18 protein-coding genes are annotated in these 20,818 nt (G+C 57.7%); 6 read left to right on the top strand and 12 right to left on the bottom strand.

The annotated features are described in order from the left end of the window. Nucleotides 1-35 precede the first annotated feature (35 nt). Nucleotides 36-1,964, top strand: a complete 1,929-nt coding sequence (locus tag VN577_16825) for an ABC transporter ATP-binding protein (protein ID HWR16490.1) — start codon at nt 36-38, stop codon at nt 1,962-1,964. Nucleotides 1,965-1,970: 6 nt separating this feature from the next. On the opposite strand, the gene VN577_16820 is transcribed toward VN577_16825, so the two are convergent. Both VN577_16820 and VN577_16815 read right to left on the bottom strand, forming a co-directional pair. Then, complete coding sequence (locus VN577_16820; GenBank protein ID HWR16489.1) at nt 1,971-3,806, bottom strand: chloride channel protein; 1,836 nt, start codon at nt 3,804-3,806, stop codon at nt 1,971-1,973. 48 nt (nt 3,807-3,854) lie between these two features. Beyond that, the gene (locus tag VN577_16815; protein HWR16488.1) at nt 3,855-4,283 is read right to left on the bottom strand and encodes a MarR family transcriptional regulator; all 429 of its coding nucleotides are present in this window, start codon (nt 4,281-4,283) and stop codon (nt 3,855-3,857) included. 256 nt (nt 4,284-4,539) lie between these two features. On the opposite strand from VN577_16815, the gene purB reads away from it, so the two are divergent. Then, on the top strand, nt 4,540-5,895 hold the full coding sequence (gene purB / locus VN577_16810; GenBank protein ID HWR16487.1) for an adenylosuccinate lyase: 1,356 nt from the start codon (nt 4,540-4,542) through the stop codon (nt 5,893-5,895). Between the two features lie 115 nt (nt 5,896-6,010). Further along, entirely contained in the window at nt 6,011-6,685 is a 675-nt protein-coding gene (locus VN577_16805) for a hypothetical protein (protein ID HWR16486.1), read from the top strand. Nucleotides 6,686-6,730: 45 nt separating this feature from the next. Here the strand turns inward: VN577_16805 and larB are convergent, their stop codons facing one another. Both larB and VN577_16795 read right to left on the bottom strand, forming a co-directional pair. Next, nucleotides 6,731-7,477 carry a nickel pincer cofactor biosynthesis protein LarB gene (larB, locus tag VN577_16800; GenBank protein ID HWR16485.1) on the bottom strand — a complete coding sequence of 249 codons (747 nt, stop codon included), beginning with the start codon at nt 7,475-7,477 and terminating at the stop codon, nt 6,731-6,733. A 16-nt stretch (nt 7,478-7,493) separates the two neighbouring features. Then, nucleotides 7,494-9,155, bottom strand: a complete 1,662-nt coding sequence (locus VN577_16795) for a ChaN family lipoprotein (protein ID HWR16484.1) — start codon at nt 9,153-9,155, stop codon at nt 7,494-7,496. A gap of 102 nt (nt 9,156-9,257) precedes the next feature. Here VN577_16795 and VN577_16790 point away from each other — a divergent pair, with 102 nt between their 5' ends. Continuing rightward, nucleotides 9,258-9,869, top strand: a complete 612-nt coding sequence (locus VN577_16790) for a UbiX family flavin prenyltransferase (GenBank protein ID HWR16483.1) — start codon at nt 9,258-9,260, stop codon at nt 9,867-9,869. Between the two features lie 366 nt (nt 9,870-10,235). Here VN577_16790 and VN577_16785 read toward each other — a convergent pair whose 3' ends face one another. Together VN577_16785 and VN577_16780 are read right to left on the bottom strand one after the other, a co-directional pair. Beyond that, nucleotides 10,236-10,676 (bottom strand): NUDIX hydrolase, encoded by a 441-nt coding sequence (locus tag VN577_16785; GenBank protein ID HWR16482.1) that lies wholly within the window; start codon nt 10,674-10,676, stop codon nt 10,236-10,238. 53 nt (nt 10,677-10,729) lie between these two features. Beyond that, a complete protein-coding gene (locus VN577_16780) occupies nt 10,730-11,266 on the bottom strand; it encodes a hypothetical protein (GenBank protein ID HWR16481.1) in 537 nt (178 codons plus the stop codon). A gap of 139 nt (nt 11,267-11,405) precedes the next feature. Between VN577_16780 and VN577_16775 the strand changes: the two genes are divergently transcribed. Both VN577_16775 and pyrE read left to right on the top strand, forming a co-directional pair. Next, nucleotides 11,406-12,191 carry a CPBP family intramembrane glutamic endopeptidase gene (locus VN577_16775; protein ID HWR16480.1) on the top strand — a complete coding sequence of 262 codons (786 nt, stop codon included), beginning with the start codon at nt 11,406-11,408 and terminating at the stop codon, nt 12,189-12,191. 47 nt (nt 12,192-12,238) lie between these two features. Further along, nucleotides 12,239-12,889, top strand: a complete 651-nt coding sequence (pyrE, locus tag VN577_16770) for an orotate phosphoribosyltransferase (GenBank protein ID HWR16479.1) — start codon at nt 12,239-12,241, stop codon at nt 12,887-12,889. Nucleotides 12,890-12,910: 21 nt separating this feature from the next. On the opposite strand, the gene ftsZ is transcribed toward pyrE, so the two are convergent. The 6 genes from ftsZ to ftsW form a co-directional block, all read right to left on the bottom strand. Then, a complete protein-coding gene (gene ftsZ, locus VN577_16765) occupies nt 12,911-14,185 on the bottom strand; it encodes a cell division protein FtsZ (GenBank protein HWR16478.1) in 1,275 nt (424 codons plus the stop codon). A gap of 48 nt (nt 14,186-14,233) precedes the next feature. Then, nucleotides 14,234-15,454 (bottom strand): cell division protein FtsA, encoded by a 1,221-nt coding sequence (ftsA, locus tag VN577_16760; GenBank protein HWR16477.1) that lies wholly within the window; start codon nt 15,452-15,454, stop codon nt 14,234-14,236. A 74-nt stretch (nt 15,455-15,528) separates the two neighbouring features. Beyond that, nucleotides 15,529-16,575 carry an FtsQ-type POTRA domain-containing protein gene (locus VN577_16755; protein HWR16476.1) on the bottom strand — a complete coding sequence of 349 codons (1,047 nt, stop codon included), beginning with the start codon at nt 16,573-16,575 and terminating at the stop codon, nt 15,529-15,531. A gap of 392 nt (nt 16,576-16,967) precedes the next feature. Next, nucleotides 16,968-18,371, bottom strand: coding sequence for a UDP-N-acetylmuramate--L-alanine ligase (murC, locus tag VN577_16750; protein ID HWR16475.1), 1,404 nt, complete (start codon nt 18,369-18,371; stop codon nt 16,968-16,970). A gap of 91 nt (nt 18,372-18,462) precedes the next feature. After that, nucleotides 18,463-19,542, bottom strand: coding sequence for an undecaprenyldiphospho-muramoylpentapeptide beta-N-acetylglucosaminyltransferase (gene murG / locus VN577_16745; GenBank protein ID HWR16474.1), 1,080 nt, complete (start codon nt 19,540-19,542; stop codon nt 18,463-18,465). Between the two features lie 48 nt (nt 19,543-19,590). Then, complete coding sequence (gene ftsW, locus VN577_16740; protein ID HWR16473.1) at nt 19,591-20,682, bottom strand: putative lipid II flippase FtsW; 1,092 nt, start codon at nt 20,680-20,682, stop codon at nt 19,591-19,593. Between the last annotated feature and the right edge of the window lie 136 nt (nt 20,683-20,818).

Here is a 20,818-nt window from a genome sequence, read left to right as displayed (position 1 = left end):
CTTGAGCACCCGCCCACCATCTAAAATAGTTCGCAATGGCCGCAGAAGAGGAAGTACTAGGAAAAGCATATGACAGCCGCTTGATGAAGCGGTTGCTCGGATACTTGCGGCCATACCGCTGGCAGGTTCTTACCGCGCTTGGCGCGATTATCCTGAAAGCCGCCGCCGACGTGGTCGGTCCGTATCTCACCAAAACCGCGGTAGATAAGTATCTCGTCAAGGTACCCGGTAGCCATTCTGTTCTTGATCCCTGGCTCAGCTCTTCTCCCCTGACGGGCATTGCCCAGATCGGCGCGATGTATGTCGGACTGCTCGGGCTCAGCTTCTTCCTCGAATTCCTTCAGACCTACTTCATGCAGTGGACCGGTCAGAAGGTGATGTTCGATCTGCGCTCGCAGATCTTCCGCCACCTTCAGGAGATGCACGTAGGCTTCTTCGACAAGAATCCCGTGGGCAGGCTTGTCACCCGCGTGACCACTGACGTGGATGCGCTGAACGAAATGTTCACTGCCGGCGTGGTCTCCATTTTCGAGGACATCTTTGTGCTGATCGGCATCCTGCTGATCATGCTTCAGATGGACTGGAAGCTGGCGCTGCTCACGTTCGCCGTGCTTCCCCTCATCATGTTCGCCACGCGCATTTTCCGGCGTAGCGTTCGTGAAAGCTATCGCCGGATCCGCATTGCCATTGCTCGGATCAACTCGTACCTGCAGGAACACGTCAGCGGCATGATGGTGCTTCAGCTCTTCAACCGCGAGCAGAAGGCTTACAACAAGTTCGAGGACATCAATAGGGCCCACATGCTGGCGTTCAAGGACGCCATCATGGCTTACGCGGTTTACTACCCTATCGTCGAAATTCTTTCGTCAGTCGCAATCGCGTTCGTCATCTTCTTCGGCGGGCATCAGGTTCTCCGCGAAGCCACCACCCTTGGGGTATTGGTCGCGTTCATCCAGTATGCGCAGCGATTCTTCCGGCCTATTCAAGACCTGAGCGAAAAATACAACATCCTGCAATCGGCCATGGCGTCCAGCGAGCGCATTTTCAAGCTCCTCGATACCCCTGCCGAAGTCACTTCTCCGGAACACCCGCAGAAAGTAGAGGGGCCGGGTCGGATCGAGTTCGACCACGTCTGGTTCGCCTATCGGACCATCCCGGCTGAAGACGAAGCAAAAAAGAACGGCGATAAGCCGGTTCCGATTACCGATGGCAAACCTGGCGATCCCGACTGGATTCTGCGCGACGTGTCGTTCACCGTCGAACCGGGAGAGAATGTGGCCATCGTCGGCCATACCGGTGCGGGTAAGACGACCATCATCTCCCTGCTTATGCGCTTCTACGACGTGCAAAAGGGAGCGATCCGTCTGGATGGAGTGGACATCCGAAAAATGGAGTTGAGCGACCTGCGCCGCCGCATCTCAGTCGTTTTACAGGACCCGTTCCTCTTCACCGGGACGATAGAGCAGAACATCCGTCTCGGCTCCGACTGGATCTCCGACCAGATGCTCCAGGATGCCGCGGAAGAGGTCAACATTGCCGAGTTCATTCGCTCCCTGCCGAACGGTTACAAGGAACCGGTGAACGAGCGCGGCACCACGCTTTCGACTGGGCAAAAACAGCTCATTTCGTTTGCCCGGGCATTGGCTCACAATCCCAGGATTCTCATCCTCGACGAAGCGACTTCCAGTGTGGACACCGAAACGGAAATGCGAGTTCGCGAAGCTCTGACGAAACTCGTGGAAGGGCGCACGTCCGTGGTCATTGCGCACCGCCTTTCTACGATCCAGCGCGCCGACAAGATCATCGTGATGCACAAGGGCCGGGTCCGCGAGATGGGCTCGCACCAGCAACTGCTCGCGCAGCGCGGCATTTACTACAAGCTGTATCAGTTGCAGTACAAGGATCAGGAACTCCCGGCGGCCAATGCGACTTCGCCACAGCTAACCATCAGCGGCGACGATTAGTCGCATCTATGCCGATTTCTGGGGCACCGGCCGCTTCCATCCCTTCAGCCATCCCGGCTCTCGAACCGCTTCTTCGTGCATGCGTTTCAGTCGCGCGGAGAGGATCCCGGCTCTGCCGAGATATCCAACCGGCACTCTCGGGTCTTCGCGCTTGACCACCGGCAATCGTCCGATGTCGTTCCCCAACATCTTCACCGCCGCGTCGTGTAGCGATTCGTCCGGATATGCCACAACCAGTTCCGTCCTGCCCGCCTGCAAAACGGTACCTTCTCCTGACATTTCTTCCTCGAAGTTCCGCAGGAGGTCGCCACGCGTGATAATGCCGGCCAATTTCCCGTCTTCGTTCACAATCAGGAAGCCCTGGTGGCGAAGGAATTCCGGGTCGCGGTTGGAGATCCGGTCCGCCAGATCGCGAACCATCATGTCAGCACGCACAGATGGCGGGTTCGTATCCATCACTTCCGCCACGCTCACTTCCAGCAGGACGTCGGCCTCGTAATCCTGGTTGATGCGGAGTCCCCGGCGCGCAAGCTTTTCCGTCATGATGCTCGTCTTCATGAACATCATTCCAATCCCGTCCGCGATGACGCATACCAGCATTAACGGGAGCACAGAGTTGTAGTCTCGCGTCAATTCGAAGGCAAAAATGATGAACGTGAATGTCGCTCTCGATGCCGCACCGAATACCGCGCCCATGGCCACCAGAGCGAATGCACCCGGCGCAAGATGGACTCCCGGTATGAGACGGTTCGTAATCAGTGCGAATGCCGATCCCATCGCGGCACTCGCCATGAACATGGGTGCCAGCAGCCCGCCCGAAGTACCTGAACCGATACTGATGACCAGCGCCAGAGACTTGAAGACAAGCACAATGAGCAACGTCTCAAGCGCGAGTTTCGATGTCAGGATGTCGGAGATAGTGTCATATCCAACGCCGAGTACCCGCGGCACGAAGTAGCCGATAATGCCCAGTCCCAATGCTCCGATCGCGGGCCACCACAATGGATCAACCGGCAGCCGTTCAAAGCTGTCTTCAACCCAATACAGCACTTTCGTAAAACCGACCGCGGCAAACCCGCAAACCACCCCAAGCAGGACATACCATGGCAACGATCCGGGAACGCCGAAATCCACAGGACCGACCTGAAACATCGGTCCTCCTCCCATGAGCAACAGGTGCACACTGGTCGCGAGAGTAGAGGCAATCACCAGCGGGATAAATGACCGCGAACGAAACTCAAAGAGCAGCAGTTCGATGGCAAGAATCACGGCAGCGATCGGCGTGCTGAATGTTGCGGCCATGCCTGCCGCGGCGCCGCAGGCAAGCAGGACTTTTCGCTCCGCCGCGGTCGTGTGCAGAATCTGACCCAGCAATGATCCGACCGCTCCGCCGGTCTGGATAATCGGGCCTTCCGCACCGAACGGACCACCCGTCCCGATCGCGATCGCCGCAGAGATCGGCTTCAGAACCGCCACACGGGGCTGGATACGGCTTCGCCCCGTGAGCACAGCCTCCATCGCTTCCGGGATCCCATGGCCGCGTATTTTCGACGAGCCGTACTTCGCCATGAAGCCCACGATGATCGCGCCAACCACCGGAACTACAATCACCCACGAACCGAGCCTATGCAACTGCGGACTGCGGAACACGAATGACCACTCCTGGAAGAACGCCAGGTTCGTCAGCAGCCCGATGAGGTTGTAAAGAAGGTAAGCGATCACTCCAGCGGCGAGTCCGATTACGGCGGACAGGCAGCTGACCATCAACATCCGAAAGTTGACGGTATCGGATGGCGGAATACGGCTGGGCGCTTGTGAGACGGAGGTATCCTTCGAATTCAATTGAGCAGTCTTCCTATCCGGATCGAATGGAAGTCGCTCGTTGCTCCGCTATTTCTGGGAGGCCAGTACCTTTTTCAGCGCACCCACCAGCGCGGGCCCCTTACTGCGCAATTCGTCCCGGTGCAGCAAGGCCATGGCGCGCAGCAGCTTTTCCCCTTTGGGCGTCAGTTCGAGCAGCACCTGCCGGCGATCTTCTCCGCCGCGGGTCCGCTTTACCAGCCCACGCACCTCCAGCCGATCCACCAGTTCCACCGTGCTGTGATGGTGAATCTGCAACCGTTCGGCGATGTGCGTGATGGTGGTCGGAACACCTGCGGGAAGCCCTTTCACTGAAAGCATCAGCAGATACTGCTGTGGCTTTAAGTCATGTTCCCGCAGTATCTCCTCGCTTTTCCGAAGAAAACGCCGGATGTTGTAACGGAACTCCGCCAGAGCCTGAATGTCCTGCAAACTGATCTCTTCCTTTGAGACGGCCATTCGATCCACCCACATTATATCGTATTACGATAGAAATCAGGCCCACAGGAATTGCACTCAGGCAGGCGCATCCCCAAAAACACGCTTGCCCGACTCCTCCAGCCTGTAAGGTACGTTCTGGTCGAAAAGGCTAGCGTCCGGCTGCCCTCAAGTCAATGAGACAAATCCAGGTTTGCCGCAAACTCGCTCACATTTAGAATGTTCAGTTCTCACTCCTGTGTTGTGCGCGACAGGGGGAGCCCGAGGAGATAACTGAGTGATTGCCCGCTATACCCGTCCCGAGATGGGCCGCATTTGGAGTGATGAATCCAGGTTCCGGAAATGGCTTGAGGTCGAACTTGCTGCAACGGCAACTCTGTCGGAAGCCGGACTCGTGCCAAAACATGCCGCCGCCATGATCCGGCGCCGTGCCGATTTCGAGTTGGACCGCATCCACCAGATCGAAGCAGAAGTGAAGCACGATGTGATCGCTTTCACCACAGCCGTTGCCGAAAAAATCGGCCCCGAATCGCGCTGGTTGCACTACGGACTCACCTCGAACGACGTCGTCGACACGGCCCAAGCCCTGCTCGTAAAGGATGCATCGGCCATCATCCGCAAGGACCTCGAGGAATTGGAAGCAGTGTTGCGCCGTCGCGCATTGGAGTTTCGGCACACCCCCCAGATCGGCCGCACGCACGGTGTGCACGCCGAGCCGATTACCTTCGGGTTGAAACTCGCCAATTTCTACGATGAGGTCACGCGCGACATCGCCCGGTTCGAGCGTGCATCGGAAGAAATGCGCGTCGGCAAGTTCTCGGGGGCCGTGGGCAACGGTGCGCACCTGGATCCTGACCTCGAAGTAAAGATTTGCCGCCGGCTTGGCTTGGAGGTCGCTCCCATCACCTCGCAGGTGATCCAACGCGACCGCCACGCGAACTACGTCGCGGTGCTCGCCGTGATCGCCTGCACGCTTGACCGGATCGCCACTGAAGTTCGTCACTTGCAGCGCACCGAGGTACGCGAAGCCGAAGAGTTTTTCAGCGAAAAACAAAAGGGTTCGTCCGCCATGCCGCACAAGCGGAACCCAATCACTTGCGAGCAGATCAGCGGACTGGCTCGGGTAATCCGTGCCAATGCACAAGCAGCCTTTGAGAACGTTGCGCTGTGGCACGAACGCGACATTTCGCACTCATCGGTCGAACGCATCATTCTCCCCGACTCGACCATCCTGCTTGATTACCTGCTGGTGAAAACCACCGACCTGATCGACCGCCTGTTGGTATACCCGGAGCGCATGCAAGCCAACCTCGACAGCACTGGCGGACTGGTATTCAGCGGCCAGTTGCTGCTGGATCTGGTCGAGAACGGGGTCCTACGCGAAGACGCTTACCGCATCGTCCAGCGCAATGCCATGCGGGCATGGAAGGAAGGGCTGAACTTCAGGGAACTCGTGCTTAGCGACCCCGAAATTGCGGGACGTGTGTCCGCAGCGGACCTGGAGTACGCTTTTGATCAGAGCCGCCAGCTCAAGAACGTCGACAAGATTTTCGTCCGTGTCTTCGGCAAAGAGGTTCTCCGGAAACCGGTTCGCACTCGCTCCGGCAAACCCTCGAAAAAGCGGGGTAGATAGGCCTGTTTTGCCAATCCATCACGCTGCGATGTGACGGATGACAACGACGTTGTTTTGCACCCTGCATAGGATGGAGCTGTTGGAATCGCATCCTGATCTCTAGACGGGGGCTTCAATGTCGGAACTTTTTGAGCAAGAAGTGGAAATGGAAAAGAGGTCATCTTGGGGACCTCTTCTGCTGGTTGTTCTCCTCGTTGGGTCGGTGCTGGGCGGCATCGGCTATTACGTTTTCCAGATGAAAAAGGGACTGTCGCAGGATGAAGCGACCTCCGTTATCAGCACAATGCTGAAGTCGAAAGGCACCAGCATTCATTTCCACGTCGGAAAAGTCGTATCGGACATGGACGAGCAGGCCAAAGACCCTCATTACAAACTGCTCGCAAAAGCCGGCTACCTCGAGGTAAAAGATCTTGCGTGGAACTCAATCAACGTCAGCGTCACCCCCGCTGGCGACAAGGAATTCGCCTCTGTCCCTGGTTTCAAGAAATGGGAGAATCCGGACAAGACGACTTCTTACGAGATTCCTCTGGCGACCCGCGAACTGGTGAAGGTCAACTCCATCACCATGCATGGCCCGAGTTCGGCCAAGGTGGAGTACGAGTGGAATTGGAAGACCACGGACGTTGGCAACTTGTTCGACGCCTCCAGCCCGACTGTTAAGGCCTTTACCACCTGGGATCGCAGCAAACTGATTGAAAAATACGGAGCCGACTTCTACAAGGGCGACAATAAGAAGGAAACCGTCGTAATGGTGAAGGGCGACAACGGTTGGAAAATCTCTGCTGAATAATAGAAGGCCATCCGGCTTTCAGGCGCAGCGGCTCGCTGCGCCTTTTCATTGCCGGTTGATCATCGAAGCGACAAAACCCGCGCCAAACCCGTTATCGATGTTTACCACGCTCACGTTCGACGCACAGGAGTTCAACATTCCCAATAGAGCTGCAAGCCCTTGGAATGACGCTCCATAACCAATACTGGTGGGCACCGCGATTACTGGCACCCCGACCAAACCGCCCACCACGCTTGGTAATGCGCCTTCCATGCCCGCACACACAATCACTACTCGCGCCTTGCTGAAGACATCGCGACTCGCAAGCAGGCGGTGGATCCCCGCCACGCCGACGTCGTAAAGATGATCGACATCGTTCCCCATGATTTCCGCAGTCACCACTGCTTCCTCGGCGACCGGGATGTCGCTGGTGCCGGCGGAAATCACGGCTACCCTGCCCTTGCCGTACTTTTTGCGATCCTGTTTCAACGTGATGCAGCGGGCCAGGGCGTGATACTCGGCCTTGCTAACCTTCTTACGCACCTCCTCGAATTGCTCGATCGTGGCGCGCGTCGCAAGAACATTGTGGCTGCGGGCGGAAAGGCGCTCGAAAATGTTTGCCACCTGTGAGGCTGTTTTGCCCTGGGAAAAGATCACCTCCGGCATGCCCACCCGGACGCTACGGTGGTGATCTACCTTGGCAAAGCCGAGGTCTTCGAATGGCATGTGCTGGAGCTGCTGCACCGCCTCGTCCGGCGAGAGCTTGCCTTGTTTTACTTTCTGGAACAGCTTCTTAAGTTGATCGGCATTCATGAAGCACGAGCCCGAATCAGCTTACCATCTGCTGCTGTCGGCTTGCTCGTGTGGGCACAAGTCGCTCGGTGGTTTGAAGATACAGCGACTTTGCCGAACCTGGTTTTGATAGGTCCTTGAAATACACTTTGCGCAACAACCGCTTGCCGACAGTTCCGCGAAGATAGGCCATATACAATTCGCTGCCCAGCAGTTGGCCCAGCATTGTGGCTGCAGCTGCACGGTGCGATTCACCCCACCGCTCCTGCGCGCTCATTGTTTTGGCGACTCTGCGGAACTCAGCACGGTTCTTCTCATAGTGTTTGTGGACCAGGACCCAATCGAGAAGCGAGTGGAACGCTTGCCGGGAAAGCCCAGCCTGTTCGGTTTCGGCATCCGACTTCAGGTATTCGGAATAGACGCTCGCCTCGGTGTAAAGCTTTCGGCTCGGGCACAGGACCTTCGATCCGAAGTAGCCAAGCGCGACCTCGATTACTCCGGCATAAAAGCGGTCTTCCTCTCCAGTCAGCTTGGGAATTCCGCCTCGACATGCGCTGAATACGAACCGTGAAGCCTGCTCGGCGGCCCATGGCATGCGGAACTCGTGCGCCACGATCACGTTACGTTCAGGTACGTAGTAGCTGCCCAGTTCACGGATGGCGGTGGTCACTTCCTGCACTCTGGTGCTCATGCGGCGATATAACAGGCGCTCGAGTTGTTCTTCTCCCTTGACGCACCAGACCTCCGGCAACTCATCCACGAGGAACGAAGGCGCACGGTCTCCACGAGCGGCGTACAGGTTCAAGTTCAGGAACCGAAAGAGAGTTCCGATGAGGTTATAGAAACTTGGGGCCAGATCTAGCTTTCCCGCGCGTTCCAGTTTCCATCGCTCGATGCAGAGCCGGTAATGCTCGTATTTTTCAAGCGGAGTGGCTGAAAAAACGCACACCACGCCGTGATTTACTTCCACGGCTTCGACCAGATCCTGTGGCTCGCCTGCCGAAAGCCAATAGAGTGCGTCCACGTTTTGCAGCACCGTGAGCATCTGATCGCGCGGCCGCAGTTCTCGGATAAGCTTTGGCAGGTGATTCGGCGCTAGGTGCGATTCGCCGAACAGAACCACGGTGACCGCGTTCGGATGCGTCTTCCGAATTTCAGAAATCTTGGCGGCAGCGTGCCGGTCGCGGGCACGGATGCTGCGCATGTCTTGTCTCGGCGTACAGTCGAGCCCAAACACCTTCACGCCGGCGGCACGGGCCCGTTCCATCAATTCGCGGAACGGCTGCCAATCGTATCCCCAATCGGTCTCGAAACGGATTCGGCTGCGCAGCTCATCACTATCGATTTCTCGACGTTGCCACTCATCCAGAATGTGCTGATCGCTGGCGACAATCGCCTCCACCCCAAGCACCACTTCTTTTCCTGTCGTGACAAGTTTCTCAACCAGTTGCGCGGTGAAACGTTGCGAGGCGGGCAACGCGTGGTAGTCTCCAACCAGGATCGTTTCCGCCGAGGAGAGCATTTGATCGATGTCGCTCGTAGCGAGTACGCGGCGGTAGGTCTGGAACGCATCATTGAAGTCGCGCAGGTACTTGCGCCGGCACTTGCTATCGGTAGCTCGAATCGTACGCTCCACTTCGGCGAGCGCATGCAGTTGTGCAGCGCTGCGGCGGAAGCGTAGTAGTGGATTCGTAGCCATGTCCCCAGGCAGCTGCGCACGCAAGACACTTGACTTGGGCGAACTGCTGTTCCTATCCTCACCCGTCCGGAGGAACTTCGGAGGGATTCTTTAGGAGATTAGATGCAAGTACATTGGCATGGAGACACACTGAATTTGACCGTCGCCACAACCGGCGCCAGTGGCTCCATATTCCTCCAGCAACTGCTACGGATCCTCGATACCGACCCCCGGGTCGGCTGTGTGAACCTGATCGCCTCCGACAGTGCTCTGCGCGTCATGGCCGAGGAACTCGACCTCAAAGGCCGTAGTAATCTCGTGGAGCAGGTACTTGGGACGAAGTCTTCGAAGGTTGTTCAGCAGAGCAACGATGACATCGGTGCCAACGTGGCGAGTGGTTCGTATCCAACCGACGGAATGATCGTCATCCCTTGCAGCATGGGAACCCTGGCTCGCATCGCGAACGGAATCGCTGAGCGCCTGATCGAACGCGCGGCCGATGTGTGCCTGAAAGAAACACGTCGCCTGGTACTCTGCGTCCGCGAAACACCGTTGAACAAGATTCACATTCGCAACATGTACCGTGCCGCGGATGCAGGAGCAACCATCTTCCCTCTCATACCTGCACTCTATAATCGTCCCGACTCGATCGAGGAAATCGCGCGCCAGTTCGCTTACCGCGTGCTCCAGCACGTTGGACTGCCGAACGACGGGATGTATCGCTGGAAGATATAGCTGCGAAATCAAGTGACATGGAAGTTACCTCCCGTCTCAAGAAAGGCACTCTAAAAATTCCAGAGCTGGCTTTGACAGCCCAAAACACTGTGTACTAATCTGTAACTACACTGAGAGAGGAGGTGGTCCAGACAATCTATGAGTTCTGATAGTCATAGTTACATTAGCCACAGTGAGGTGCTTGAGGTCTAAGGCGTCTCGCCTTAACTCCTCCGCTCGGCTTTCGGTTTGAGTTCAGTGGCGGCAGCAGTTGCTGTAAGCCGAAAAGCCCAGTGTCTGAGACCCCGTAAGGGAGACCGCCTCAGGCCAATTTCAACGAGCTACCGGACGCCCCGGAATCCTACCGCTACGGATTCTGGGGCGTTGTTATTTGCAGGCTATCCCCTTCTTCTCAAATCCCTTCCGGATCGCTTCGGCCGTTTTGCCTATGAGTTCCAGGGAAGGAAGCTCTTTCGGCGTAACCCAGCGCGCATCGGCAACATCAGTCGCCGCATGGAGTTCACCCGAAATGACCTCGCAGTGAAAGTCCACCAGTACGAAGTGAAACTCGGTTTTCCCGTGAGAATCCGGCCAGATATTCTCGAAAACATCCACCACTTCTCCGGCCTTCACCATGAGTCCGGTTTCTTCGAGCACTTCCCTTTCCACCCCAGCACGCAGGGTCTCGCCAACTTCAAGCACGCCACCCGGCACAGTCCATTCACCTTTGCGGGGCTCGTACGCACGCTGCACGATAAGCGCGCGGCCATCATGGATGATGACAGCACCAACGCCCACGATCGGGCGCTCAGGGTAAGAGCGGTTCATGCCTACATGATAAAAGCGGAGGCCTTGACCTCCGCTGTAAACTTCGTGGTCAGTTACGAGAAAAACCCTCTCGGGTTCATGTCAACGATCTTCCAACCCTTTCGGCCGCGCTCGAGCTCGAACCGTATCTGTGAGTTCTTCCGTTGGGGCATCGATTCCGTTCCGCGCGGGATCTCTTCCATGCTGAAGTCGACCAGGATCACGCCCTTCGGTCCTTCAACCGTCGTCTGCACAATACGAAAGTGAACGCGGAAGGAGTCGTACTTGTCGAACATGGCTTGAATCTGGTCTTCGAAGCTGAGGAAGCCGTCGAACTTGTCACCATCGAAAGCGGAAAGCATCCGGCGCTGGCTGTGCCCTTCGAGGCCTTCGCGTAGATCTTCCATTACATTACGTGCGACGGCGTCGGAAAAAACTTCCGAATCGAGTTCGTCCTGGGAAGCCCCCTTTTTCTTGTCTTTCTTCTTCTTATCCTTGGAATCTTCCTGCTTGCTCGAGTCGTCGCCCGAGGGGGCAGATGCCTGTGCCACCACTAATCCGCACAGCGAAAGCGAAACGGCAACTGCCATCATCCAACGTAGCTTCTTCATAAAGCCCTCATCCGTAGATTAAACCAGAGCAGACCACGGCTGAAGATAACTGGTAGCCCAAGCACGGCATCCGCCGCTGTCCTGAATCCGCTTTGTTAAACACTGATGAAACGCCCTGCATTTCGGTATATTGCTAAGGATGACAACGCCCCCGAATCTGCCTGAGATACCCCCGAGCCCGCCCGAGCCGGTTCCGCCTAGCAGCGAGAATCCTCCCTGGACTCTTTGGGATGTCGCCATTCTGGGCGCTGTCACCTTGGCTGTACTCGGTATCCTGCTCTTCATGGCCGTGGGCGTTGCCAGGCATTACAGCCCCGGCGTTTCGGCCGAACTACTACTGAAGAGCGCCAAGGTCATCATTCCCGCCCAGGTCGCGGGCTACGTCCTGGTTCTGCTTTGCATGGTCGCTCTAGTGCGTGTTCGCGGACTACGTTTCTGGAAAGGTATTGGCTGGTTCTGGCCGGATAAGTGGTACTTGCCGCTGGCCCTTGGCTTGGCACTGTCAATCTCAATCCAGCTTCTTTCTGTTCTGCTGCCCATCCCGAAGCAACTCCCGATTGAAGAAATGTTCAGCGACACTCTCGGCGTCTACCTCCTCGCCATTTTCGGAGTTACCGTCGCACCTCTCATGGAAGAACTGTTCTTCCGCGGACTTCTTTATCCTGCCCTCGCCCGCCGAGTCGGTATAGTCGCGTCCGTTATCGTCACTTCGTTGCTGTTTACCAGCGTGCATGCGTCTCAACTCGCACGCGCCTGGGCGCCACTTCTGCTGCTGTTCACCGTCGCCCTTGCCCTTACCATTACTCGCGTGCGAACTCGCTCCGTCGCATCCAGTTTCCTGGTCCATGTGGGCTATAACTTCGGCCTGTTCACGGCGCTTTTCATCGCCACCAGCGGTTTCCGAAACTTGGAGAACATGCGCTAACTTCTCCACCTGTTACACTGCAATCACTTTATTCGAGCAGAGGACTTATGCCAGCACTCACCCCTCGTCAGGAACTGCTTTCTCTTTTAGCTAAGCAGTCTTTTCGTCTTGGCGAATTCAAGCTCTCTTCAGGCGGCACAAGCGACTATTACATTGATTGCCGCACCACTACGCTTCACGCTGAGGGTGCGCGCCTGACCGGCCGTGTTTTCCTCGATGAAATTTTCCGGCACGGATGGGAACCGGACGCAATCGGCGGACTCACCATGGGCGCCGATCCCATCGTCGTCTCTGCCGCCATGCTCAGTGCGCAGCAGAGTCAATCGCGACGCCCGCGCCCCGACACCGCTCCCGGACCGGCCGATTACCACCAGATCCACGGTTTCCTCGTCCGCAAAGCCGAAAAAGCCCATGGAACCGGTCAACGTATCGAAGGGTTCCGCAGAAAAGGAGCCAAGGTCGTAATCGTGGATGATGTTTGCACCACCGGCTCATCCACCATCCAGGCCATTGAAGCCGCTCGCGAGTTCGGCTTCGAGGTCGTGGGCGTGATCTGCTTGGTGGAACGCGAGGAAGCAAAGGGTCGCGCAGCGGTCGAGAGAGCTGCTGCCCCTGCGCCTTTTGTGTGTATCTTTACCGCAGACGATATTCGCGCCGAGCACCTGCGCCAGAAACACGAAGACCCAGGCTCGGAATAACCGGCCTGGGTCTCAGCTTAGTTACATCTTCTTGCGTAGAAACGCAGGCACATCCAGATCGTCCTGCTCGTACGTCCCCTTTGCATTGCTCGTAACTTCGTCGATCGAACGCACTTCCCTCTGCGGAACGTGTGTATGGGTCGGTGGCGGAGGCGGTACGGCCGCCGCTGCCCGCTCCACATGAACCGGTTCGGGTTCGTCCATCGGTGGCTCTGGCGCAGTGGCCACCACCGGAGGCAGATTCGCGGGAGGCGTATAGACCGACGCAGTGCGCGTATGGGATATCGCAGCCGCAGCGTGCGTCACCCGATCAGGTCGCCGCGCCTGGTCTTTGAAACCCGTTGCGATCACCGTGATCTTCACCTCGTCCTTCATCTTCTCGTCCAGCACAGCTCCGAAGATGATGTTGGCATCTTCGTGCGCGGCGCTCTGGATTATGGTCGAAGCCTCGTTCACTTCCGCCAGTCTCAGGTTCGCCGAACCCGTGATATTGATCAGGATTCCGCGTGCGCCATCGATTGCGCCCGCTTCAAGCAACGGAGATGCAATCGCCCGCTGCGCCGCCTCGATGGCACGATCTTCACCCTTCGCCGTCGCGGTTCCCATCACCGCGTAACCCATCCCTGCCATGATCGCCTTCACGTCAGCAAAGTCACGGTTGATGATGCCCGGGATGGTAATGATGTCGGAAATTCCCTGCACAGCTTGCCGCAGGATGTCGTCGGCGACACGGAACGATTGGAAGAACCCAGCATCCCGTGCGACGGCGAGCAGTTTCTCGTTAGGGATTACGATCAGCGTATCCACGCAGTCGAGCAGTTCCTGTAATCCGCGGTCTGCCTGTTGAAGTCTGCGCCGTCCTTCGAATGCGAACGGCTTCGTTACGACGGCAACCGTCAAGGCGCCCATTTCACTCGCCAATGAGGCAATGATGGGGGCCGCCCCCGTTCCGGTTCCGCCGCCAAGGCCGGTGGTCACGAACACCATGTCCGCACCTTCCAGCGACTCGATGATCTTGTCTGCATCTTCCAGCGCTGCCTTGCGCCCGACTTCAGGATTCGCTCCCGCGCCAAGCCCATTTGTAAGCTTTACGCCGATCTGGAGTTTCTGCGCTGCACGCGACATCTTCAACGCCTGCAGGTCGGTGTTGGCGACGATGAACTCCACGCCTTCCACCTGTGCATCGATCATTCGGTTGACGGCATTGCCACCACCCCCGCCCACGCCGATCACCTTAATCTTCGCGTTGTTGGTGATGTCGTCGTGAAACTGTATGCGGATGTCTCTCTCGTCCATTAAGCACCTTCGAATTTTGCGCAGGTCGCCCCAACCTGCGGCTGGACCTTAACTGCCCGTCCTCGCAAACAACTTCTTCAGCTTCGAGCCTAAACCTGTGTCTTGCTGCGATTGCAGCATTCGTGCCTTGTAGGCGTATAGGAGAATTCCGATCGCCGTCGCATATTCCGGCTCCGCCAATTCGGAAGGCATTTTCGATAAGGACGCCGGCAAGCCCAGGCGAATGGGTTTGCGCAGCACATCCTCGGCTATTTCCGCGATGTGGTTAAGTTTCGAGCCTCCACCGGTCAGTACGATTCCCGCCGGAATCAGGTCCATCATTCCGGCCTGCCGCAGATGCTCACGCATGATCTCAAACAACTCTCGTGCTCGTGGCTCGATGATCTCGCCCAGCAAACGTTGCGGCATCAGCCGCGACGGACGATCTCCCACCGACGTGACTTCAATCTCGGTGCTTTCCGGGATCCGAGTTACGATGGCGCACCCGAACATGCGCTTTACCTTCTCGGCATCCGCCAGCGGAGTCCGCAATCCTACGGAAACGTCGTTCGTGAAGTGATCGCCGCCGACTGGCACAACGCCCGTGTGAATCACCGCCCCCTCATGGAAGACAATCAGGTCCGACGATCCCGCGCCGATATCAACCAGGCAAACGCCCAGTTCACGCTCGTCCTGCCGTAGCACCGCATCGGCACATACCAGCGCTTCGAACACCGTATCGTCAACGTGGATACCCGCCCGGTTCAACGTACTCACGACGTTCTGGGTCGCGGCCGTGGACGCCGTTACGACGTGGACTTTGACCTCCAGCTTATTGCCGATCATCCCCGCTGGATCGTGCAATCCCGGTTGGTCATCGAGGATGAACTCCTGCGGCAGCAGGTGAAGAATCTGCCTGTCCTGCGGAAGGTTGATTGATCGCGCCCGCTCCACCGAAAGCCGGATGTCGTCTCGCGTCACTTCCCGCGCCCGCGAACCCATCACGATTCCGCCTTGGCTCGTGATTCCGCGGATGTGCGACCCCGCTACGCCTACCACCGCATGCTCAATCGGTGCTCCCACCGCGTTCTCAGCTTTCTCAACCGCCTGCTGCACGGACGAGATCGCTTTCTCCAGGTCGATGATCACGCCCTTACGCGATCCACGGGATTCGCAAATCCCGTGCGCGAGATATCTCGGCCCTGCATCGCTCATTTCGGCCACCAACACGCATGTTTTCGCGCTGCCTACGTCGATGGCCGTCAACAAATTGTTCTCTGCCTTGCTCATGAATCCTTGGGAACCTGATCTCTTTCCCTGCTATTTCAATCACCCGACGTCCTCACGTAAATAGGACGCCTAACCTATCTCTTCTTTTTCACCGGCTTCTTGATCGGCTTTGCCGCCGCTTTCGCAACGCGCTTCGAGGGAGCAGGCTTCGCCGGAACGGGCTTCTCCACCACCGGCTCCTTCGCCGCATCCGGATTCACAATCACCTGCCGGTCGTAACGCAAATCCACCGACGCCAACTTGTCTACCTGCTGGCGCCATTGCTGCAGGTTCGCCTTATAGATCCTGAAGCGCTCGGCAAAATTGCCCGATCCAAGGTGCACCAGCACCTCACCCTGCGGGTCACTCACCGTCACTTTCACATCTTCCGGGTCCGCCAGGTCCACTTCGCTCAAGTCCTGCGAGTACCTGGTTCCGTCCGCATCCAGTTCGCTGACCAACTGCGTAAAGATCTTCATTCGCGCCGCCCGCGTCGAAAGCGGCTCCGACTCACCCATCCCCACGATCACGGGGAACGAATACTTCTTCGAACTGTTGGGCGGAAGTTCCATCACCACGCCGTGTGAATCCACCAGCACGATGCGGTTCCCCAACTGCGCGAAGGCCACCGGCGTCCGTTCCGTCACCGTCACTCTTAAACGGTTCGGCAGCAGCCTCGCCACGGCCGCCGACTCCACCCACGGAATCTCCTCCAGTTGCTTCTTGCGCTCGTCCAGCGGGATGAAGAAAACATTCTTCCCAATGTCCCCGCCCATCACTTCCATGATCTGCCGCCGCGAAACATTTTGAACGCCGGCAATCTCCAGTTGATCACTCGACTCCAGCCGGAAGCGCCACGATTTCTCGCCATAGCTGTAGATCACTGCGGCAGTTCCACCGATCGCGGCAGCCACCGCAAGCACGATTGCGGCAATCTTGATCCGGCTCGCCGCTTTCTTCGGCAGCGCCCCGCGGCGCACAGGAACCCGCTTCTGCCCGCGCAAAAACGGCGACTGTTCTTCGGAATCGAGATCAAGGAAGCGCGAATCCGGCGCGGAATCGTCCGGCGGCGTCGAGGCTCGCGATCCCGAGCGGGTCGCAATGTCCTCATCCGGGATGAGTGGACCGTTATTCCGCGCCATCAAAACTGGTCAAATCGTAGAGAAACGCCGTCTCAAAACTATAACGTTTCTAGACCGTTTCGAGTAGGGAAATTTAGGTTTTTGTACCTGTTTTGTGGATAAAAATCAGGTTGGTTGCGCGCTGGGTTGACCGACCGACCCAGCGTTATCTATGCCGCAAGATCTGAGCCCACATCAGCGCTGTAAATATCAGAACAAACGTGGTCTGCAGCGACACAACCATCCAATAGCGCTTGGGCCGTTCTTTGCGTGTTGTATCTGTTCCGAAGTGGCCATTCAGAAGCTTCCCCGAAATCAATTGGTACGCGCAACTACAAATGAGGAACGCCGTCAGGACCGAAACAAATACCTTCTCGCCAGTCGTGCCTGTCCAACCCCCAACGGGAGATAACTCACCGAGCAACTCCTTCCCTGGACTTCAGCGCCTCCACCAACAGCGGCCCCAACTGGTATACGCTGCCCGCACCCAGAGTCATGATGATGTCCCCCGGTCTCGCCACCGACGCTGCCGCGACCACCGCATCCTCCGAGGAATTCACGTACATCGCCGGCCTGCCTGCCTCGGCGATCTTCTTGCACAACGCCTCAGCCGTCACCCCCGGAATCGGTTGCTCGCTCGCCGGATAGATATCCAGCACGAACAGACTGTCGGCATCTCGGAACGCCGTCGCAAACTCCGGCATTAACGCTTGTGTCCTGGTGTATCGATGTGGCTGGAAGATCACGTGGACCTTTCTCTCACAGAACTGCTTCGCCGCCTGCAGGGTCGCCCGGATCTCGGTCGGATGATGCCCGTAATCGTCGATCACCCGCACGCCATCCACCTCACCCTTCAGTTGGAAGCGCCGGTCCACGCCGCGGAAGGTCTCGAGTGCGTACTGAATGCTGTAGATCGGGATATCCAGTCCTACGCCGACCGCAATCGATGCCGTCGCATTCAGCACGTTGTGCATCCCCGGCACATTCAGGCTGAAATCGCCCAGATACTTTCCGTTGTACTCCACGCCAAAACGGTTCAGCGCCTTGGGAGAACTCTGCGGCGCGTCCGACTTCGCCACAACCACCCGAAAATCCGATCCCTCGCGCGTTCCATACGTCACATACCGCCGCTTCAATCGCGGCAAAAGCGCCCGCAGTGGATCGTCGTCGTTACATACCACCAGCATTCCATAGAACGGCACGCGATCCATGAAGTCCACGAACGTGTTCTCCACATCCGCCATGTCGGAATACGTATCTATGTGCTCACGGTCGATATTGGTCACCACCGACAGAATCGGCGACAGTTTCAGAAACGACCGGTCGCTCTCATCGGCCTCGGCGATCAGGTACTGCGACTTCCCCAGCCGCGCATTCGAGCCCAACGCATCCACACGCCCGCCAACCACCACCGTCGGATCCAGGTTCCCCGCTGCTAGCACCGCCGCCACCATCGACGTCGTCGACGTCTTCCCGTGCATCCCGGCGATGGCAATCCCGTACTTCAGGCGCATCAACTCCGCCAGCATCTCGGCGCGCTGGATCACCGGAATCTTCAGCGTGTGCGCTTCGGCCACCTCAGGATTCGCCTTCGAGATCGCCGAACTGGTCACCACCACCTCGGCGCCATGAATGTTCTCCGCCCGATGTCCCTCGAAGATCAATGCGCCAAACTTCTTCAGCCGATCCGTAACCGCGGACTCGCGCAGGTCCGACCCGGAAACCTTGTATCCAAGATTGAGCAGCACCTCGGCAATACCACTCATGCCAATGCCGCCAATACCCACGAAATGTATGCGCTGGATTTTTGCGAACAAAGCAGTTCTCTGTAATCAGGAATCAATGTCTGTAGAACGATATCAGGCTTACCGATGGCAAGGTAGTGGCTGGCCAGAATGGCCCGATGGCTTAATAACCCGATGGCCCGATGAGTCCCACCGCAATTTCCGCCACCCGTCCTGCCGCGTCTTTGTGCGACATCCTTCGGGCGTTCTCAGCCATTTCGCTCAACCGCGCAGGATTCGAAAACAACTCCACAATTGCCGACGCCAGTCCCTCCGACGTCAACTCGCTTTCCGGCAGCAGCACCGCTCCGCCGGCATTCGCGATAGCCTCGGCATTCTTCCGCTGATGATCGTCAGCCGCTCGAGGAAATGGAATAAAGATAGCCGGCTTCCCTGCTGCCGTGATCTCCGCCACCGTACTTGCCCCCGACCGGCAGACGATCAGGTCCGCCTCCACAAACGCCCGAGGCATATCGTCGATGAATGGCCTCACATCGGCGCTGATTCCTGTGGCCGCATATCCGGCCTGGACCGGCTCCAGTTCCTTCGCGCCCGTCTGGTGCACGATTCGCAGGTTCGGCAGACGCTCCCGGAGAACTGGCAGCGCCGCGACCACCGCATTATTGATTGCCCTCGCGCCCTGCGATCCGCCGAATACCAGCAGCGACGGCGTTGCACCGACCGGCCTCGGCGGAATCTCAAAGAACGCCTTCCGAACCGGCACGCCCGTAACGGTGCAATTCGGCAAAAACCGGCACGTCTCCTCGAAGTGCACGCAGGATGCCTTAGCCGTTTTCGCCGCGAGTCGGTTCGCCAGTCCCGGTATCACATTCGGCTCAAAGATCACACTCGGAACTCTTCGCAGCGCGGCTGCCAGCATCGCCGGGCCCGAGGCATACCCCCCGACTCCAATCACCACATCCGGCCTGAATCTCCCAAACAGCGAGGAACAGCGCAACACGGCCCTGGGCAGATCGAACAGAGTCTTTGCCCGCGTCACCACCGACACGTTCTTCAGCGCGCCTACTTCCACCAGTTCCAGCCGGTATCCCGCCTGCGGAACCAGTCTCGTCTCAATCCCGCGCGCCGTACCGATGAACATGATCTCCGCGCCATAGCGGTCGCGAAGCTCATTCGCAATCGCCAGCGCCGGAATCACATGTCCCCCGGTTCCGCCTCCAGCTAAAACTGCACGCATGCTCATAAGTAGCGCCGGCGACTCGCCGGCTGTCGTGCGGGCGACCCTCCCGCGCTATTCCGCCTGTTGCGTAATGTTCAGCAGCACCCCGACACTCGCCAGCATTACGAACAGCGACGATCCGCCATACGAAATGAACGGCAACGGAATGCCCTTGGTCGGCAGCAGCGACAACACCACGCTGATGTTGAAGAACGCCTGGATACAAATCATCGCGACAATGCCGGTCGCCAGGTATCGTCCGAATGTGTCGCGCGTGACGACCGCCGCCCTCACCCCGCGAAACAGAAATGTCGCGAACAGTGAGACCACGAACAGGGTCCCCAACAGCCCGAACTCTTCCCCGATTACCGCAAAGATGAAATCCGTGTGTGGCTCTGGCAGGAAGAACAGCTTCTGCTTGCCCTCCATCAGGCCCATGCCCGTCAGGCCGCCGGTCGAAACCGAAATCAGCGACTGAATGATGTGGAAGCCCTTTCCCAGCGGATCGGCAAACGGATCCATGAACGCCAGGATTCGCTGATGCCGCCACGGCACTCGCCACACCAGGAAATAGAAGACAACCGGCGCCGCCGCCAACGGATACAGGAAGTACTTCAGGTTCATCCCCGCCACGAACAACACCGAGAGCGTGATCGCCGCAATCGCTACCGCCGTCCCGAGGTCCGGTTGCAGGGCGATCAGTCCCGCCATCAGCACCGACGGCGCAACCGCCGGAACCAATGTGTGCTTCCAGTCTTCCATCTGTTTAACGCGTGTCTCGAGGAAGTACGCCAGGTAGATGATGATCGCCGGCTTCGCCAACTCACTTGGCTGGAAACTCAGGACACCCAAACGGAACCACCGGTGCGTGTTGTGCGATCGATCGAGAAAGAATACCGATATCAGCAGCAGCGTCGTCAGTCCGATCAGCGAAAACACGATGGCAGGTCGACGGTAATGCCGATAGTCCACCTTCATCAGCAGGAACATCGCCAGCACGCCTGCTACAGCCCACGCAAATTGCTTGCCGACAAACGCGTACGGCGAGCCGAACCTCTCCTTTGCCATCACCGCCGACGCGCTGAACACCATGATGAGCCCGACAAAAACGAGCAGCAGTGTTACGGTGAACAACGTTTTGTCGACACTGACTCGTTTCGCCATTCAGCTTTAGTTTCCGGCCGGACGTTTACCAAATGCTAACTAGTCAGAAGTAGCATCTTTGGCCGTAGAAATGAAGTCCCTGAGCGGGTTCAGCCAAAGAAACTTGTGGATTCGCCGCATTCATCTGCGAACACCC

The sequence above is a fragment of the Terriglobales bacterium genome (genome assembly GCA_035561515.1).
Taxonomy (GTDB): domain Bacteria; phylum Acidobacteriota; class Terriglobia; order Terriglobales; family Acidobacteriaceae; genus DATMXP01.
This window is presented reverse-complemented; position numbering and strand designations above follow the sequence as displayed.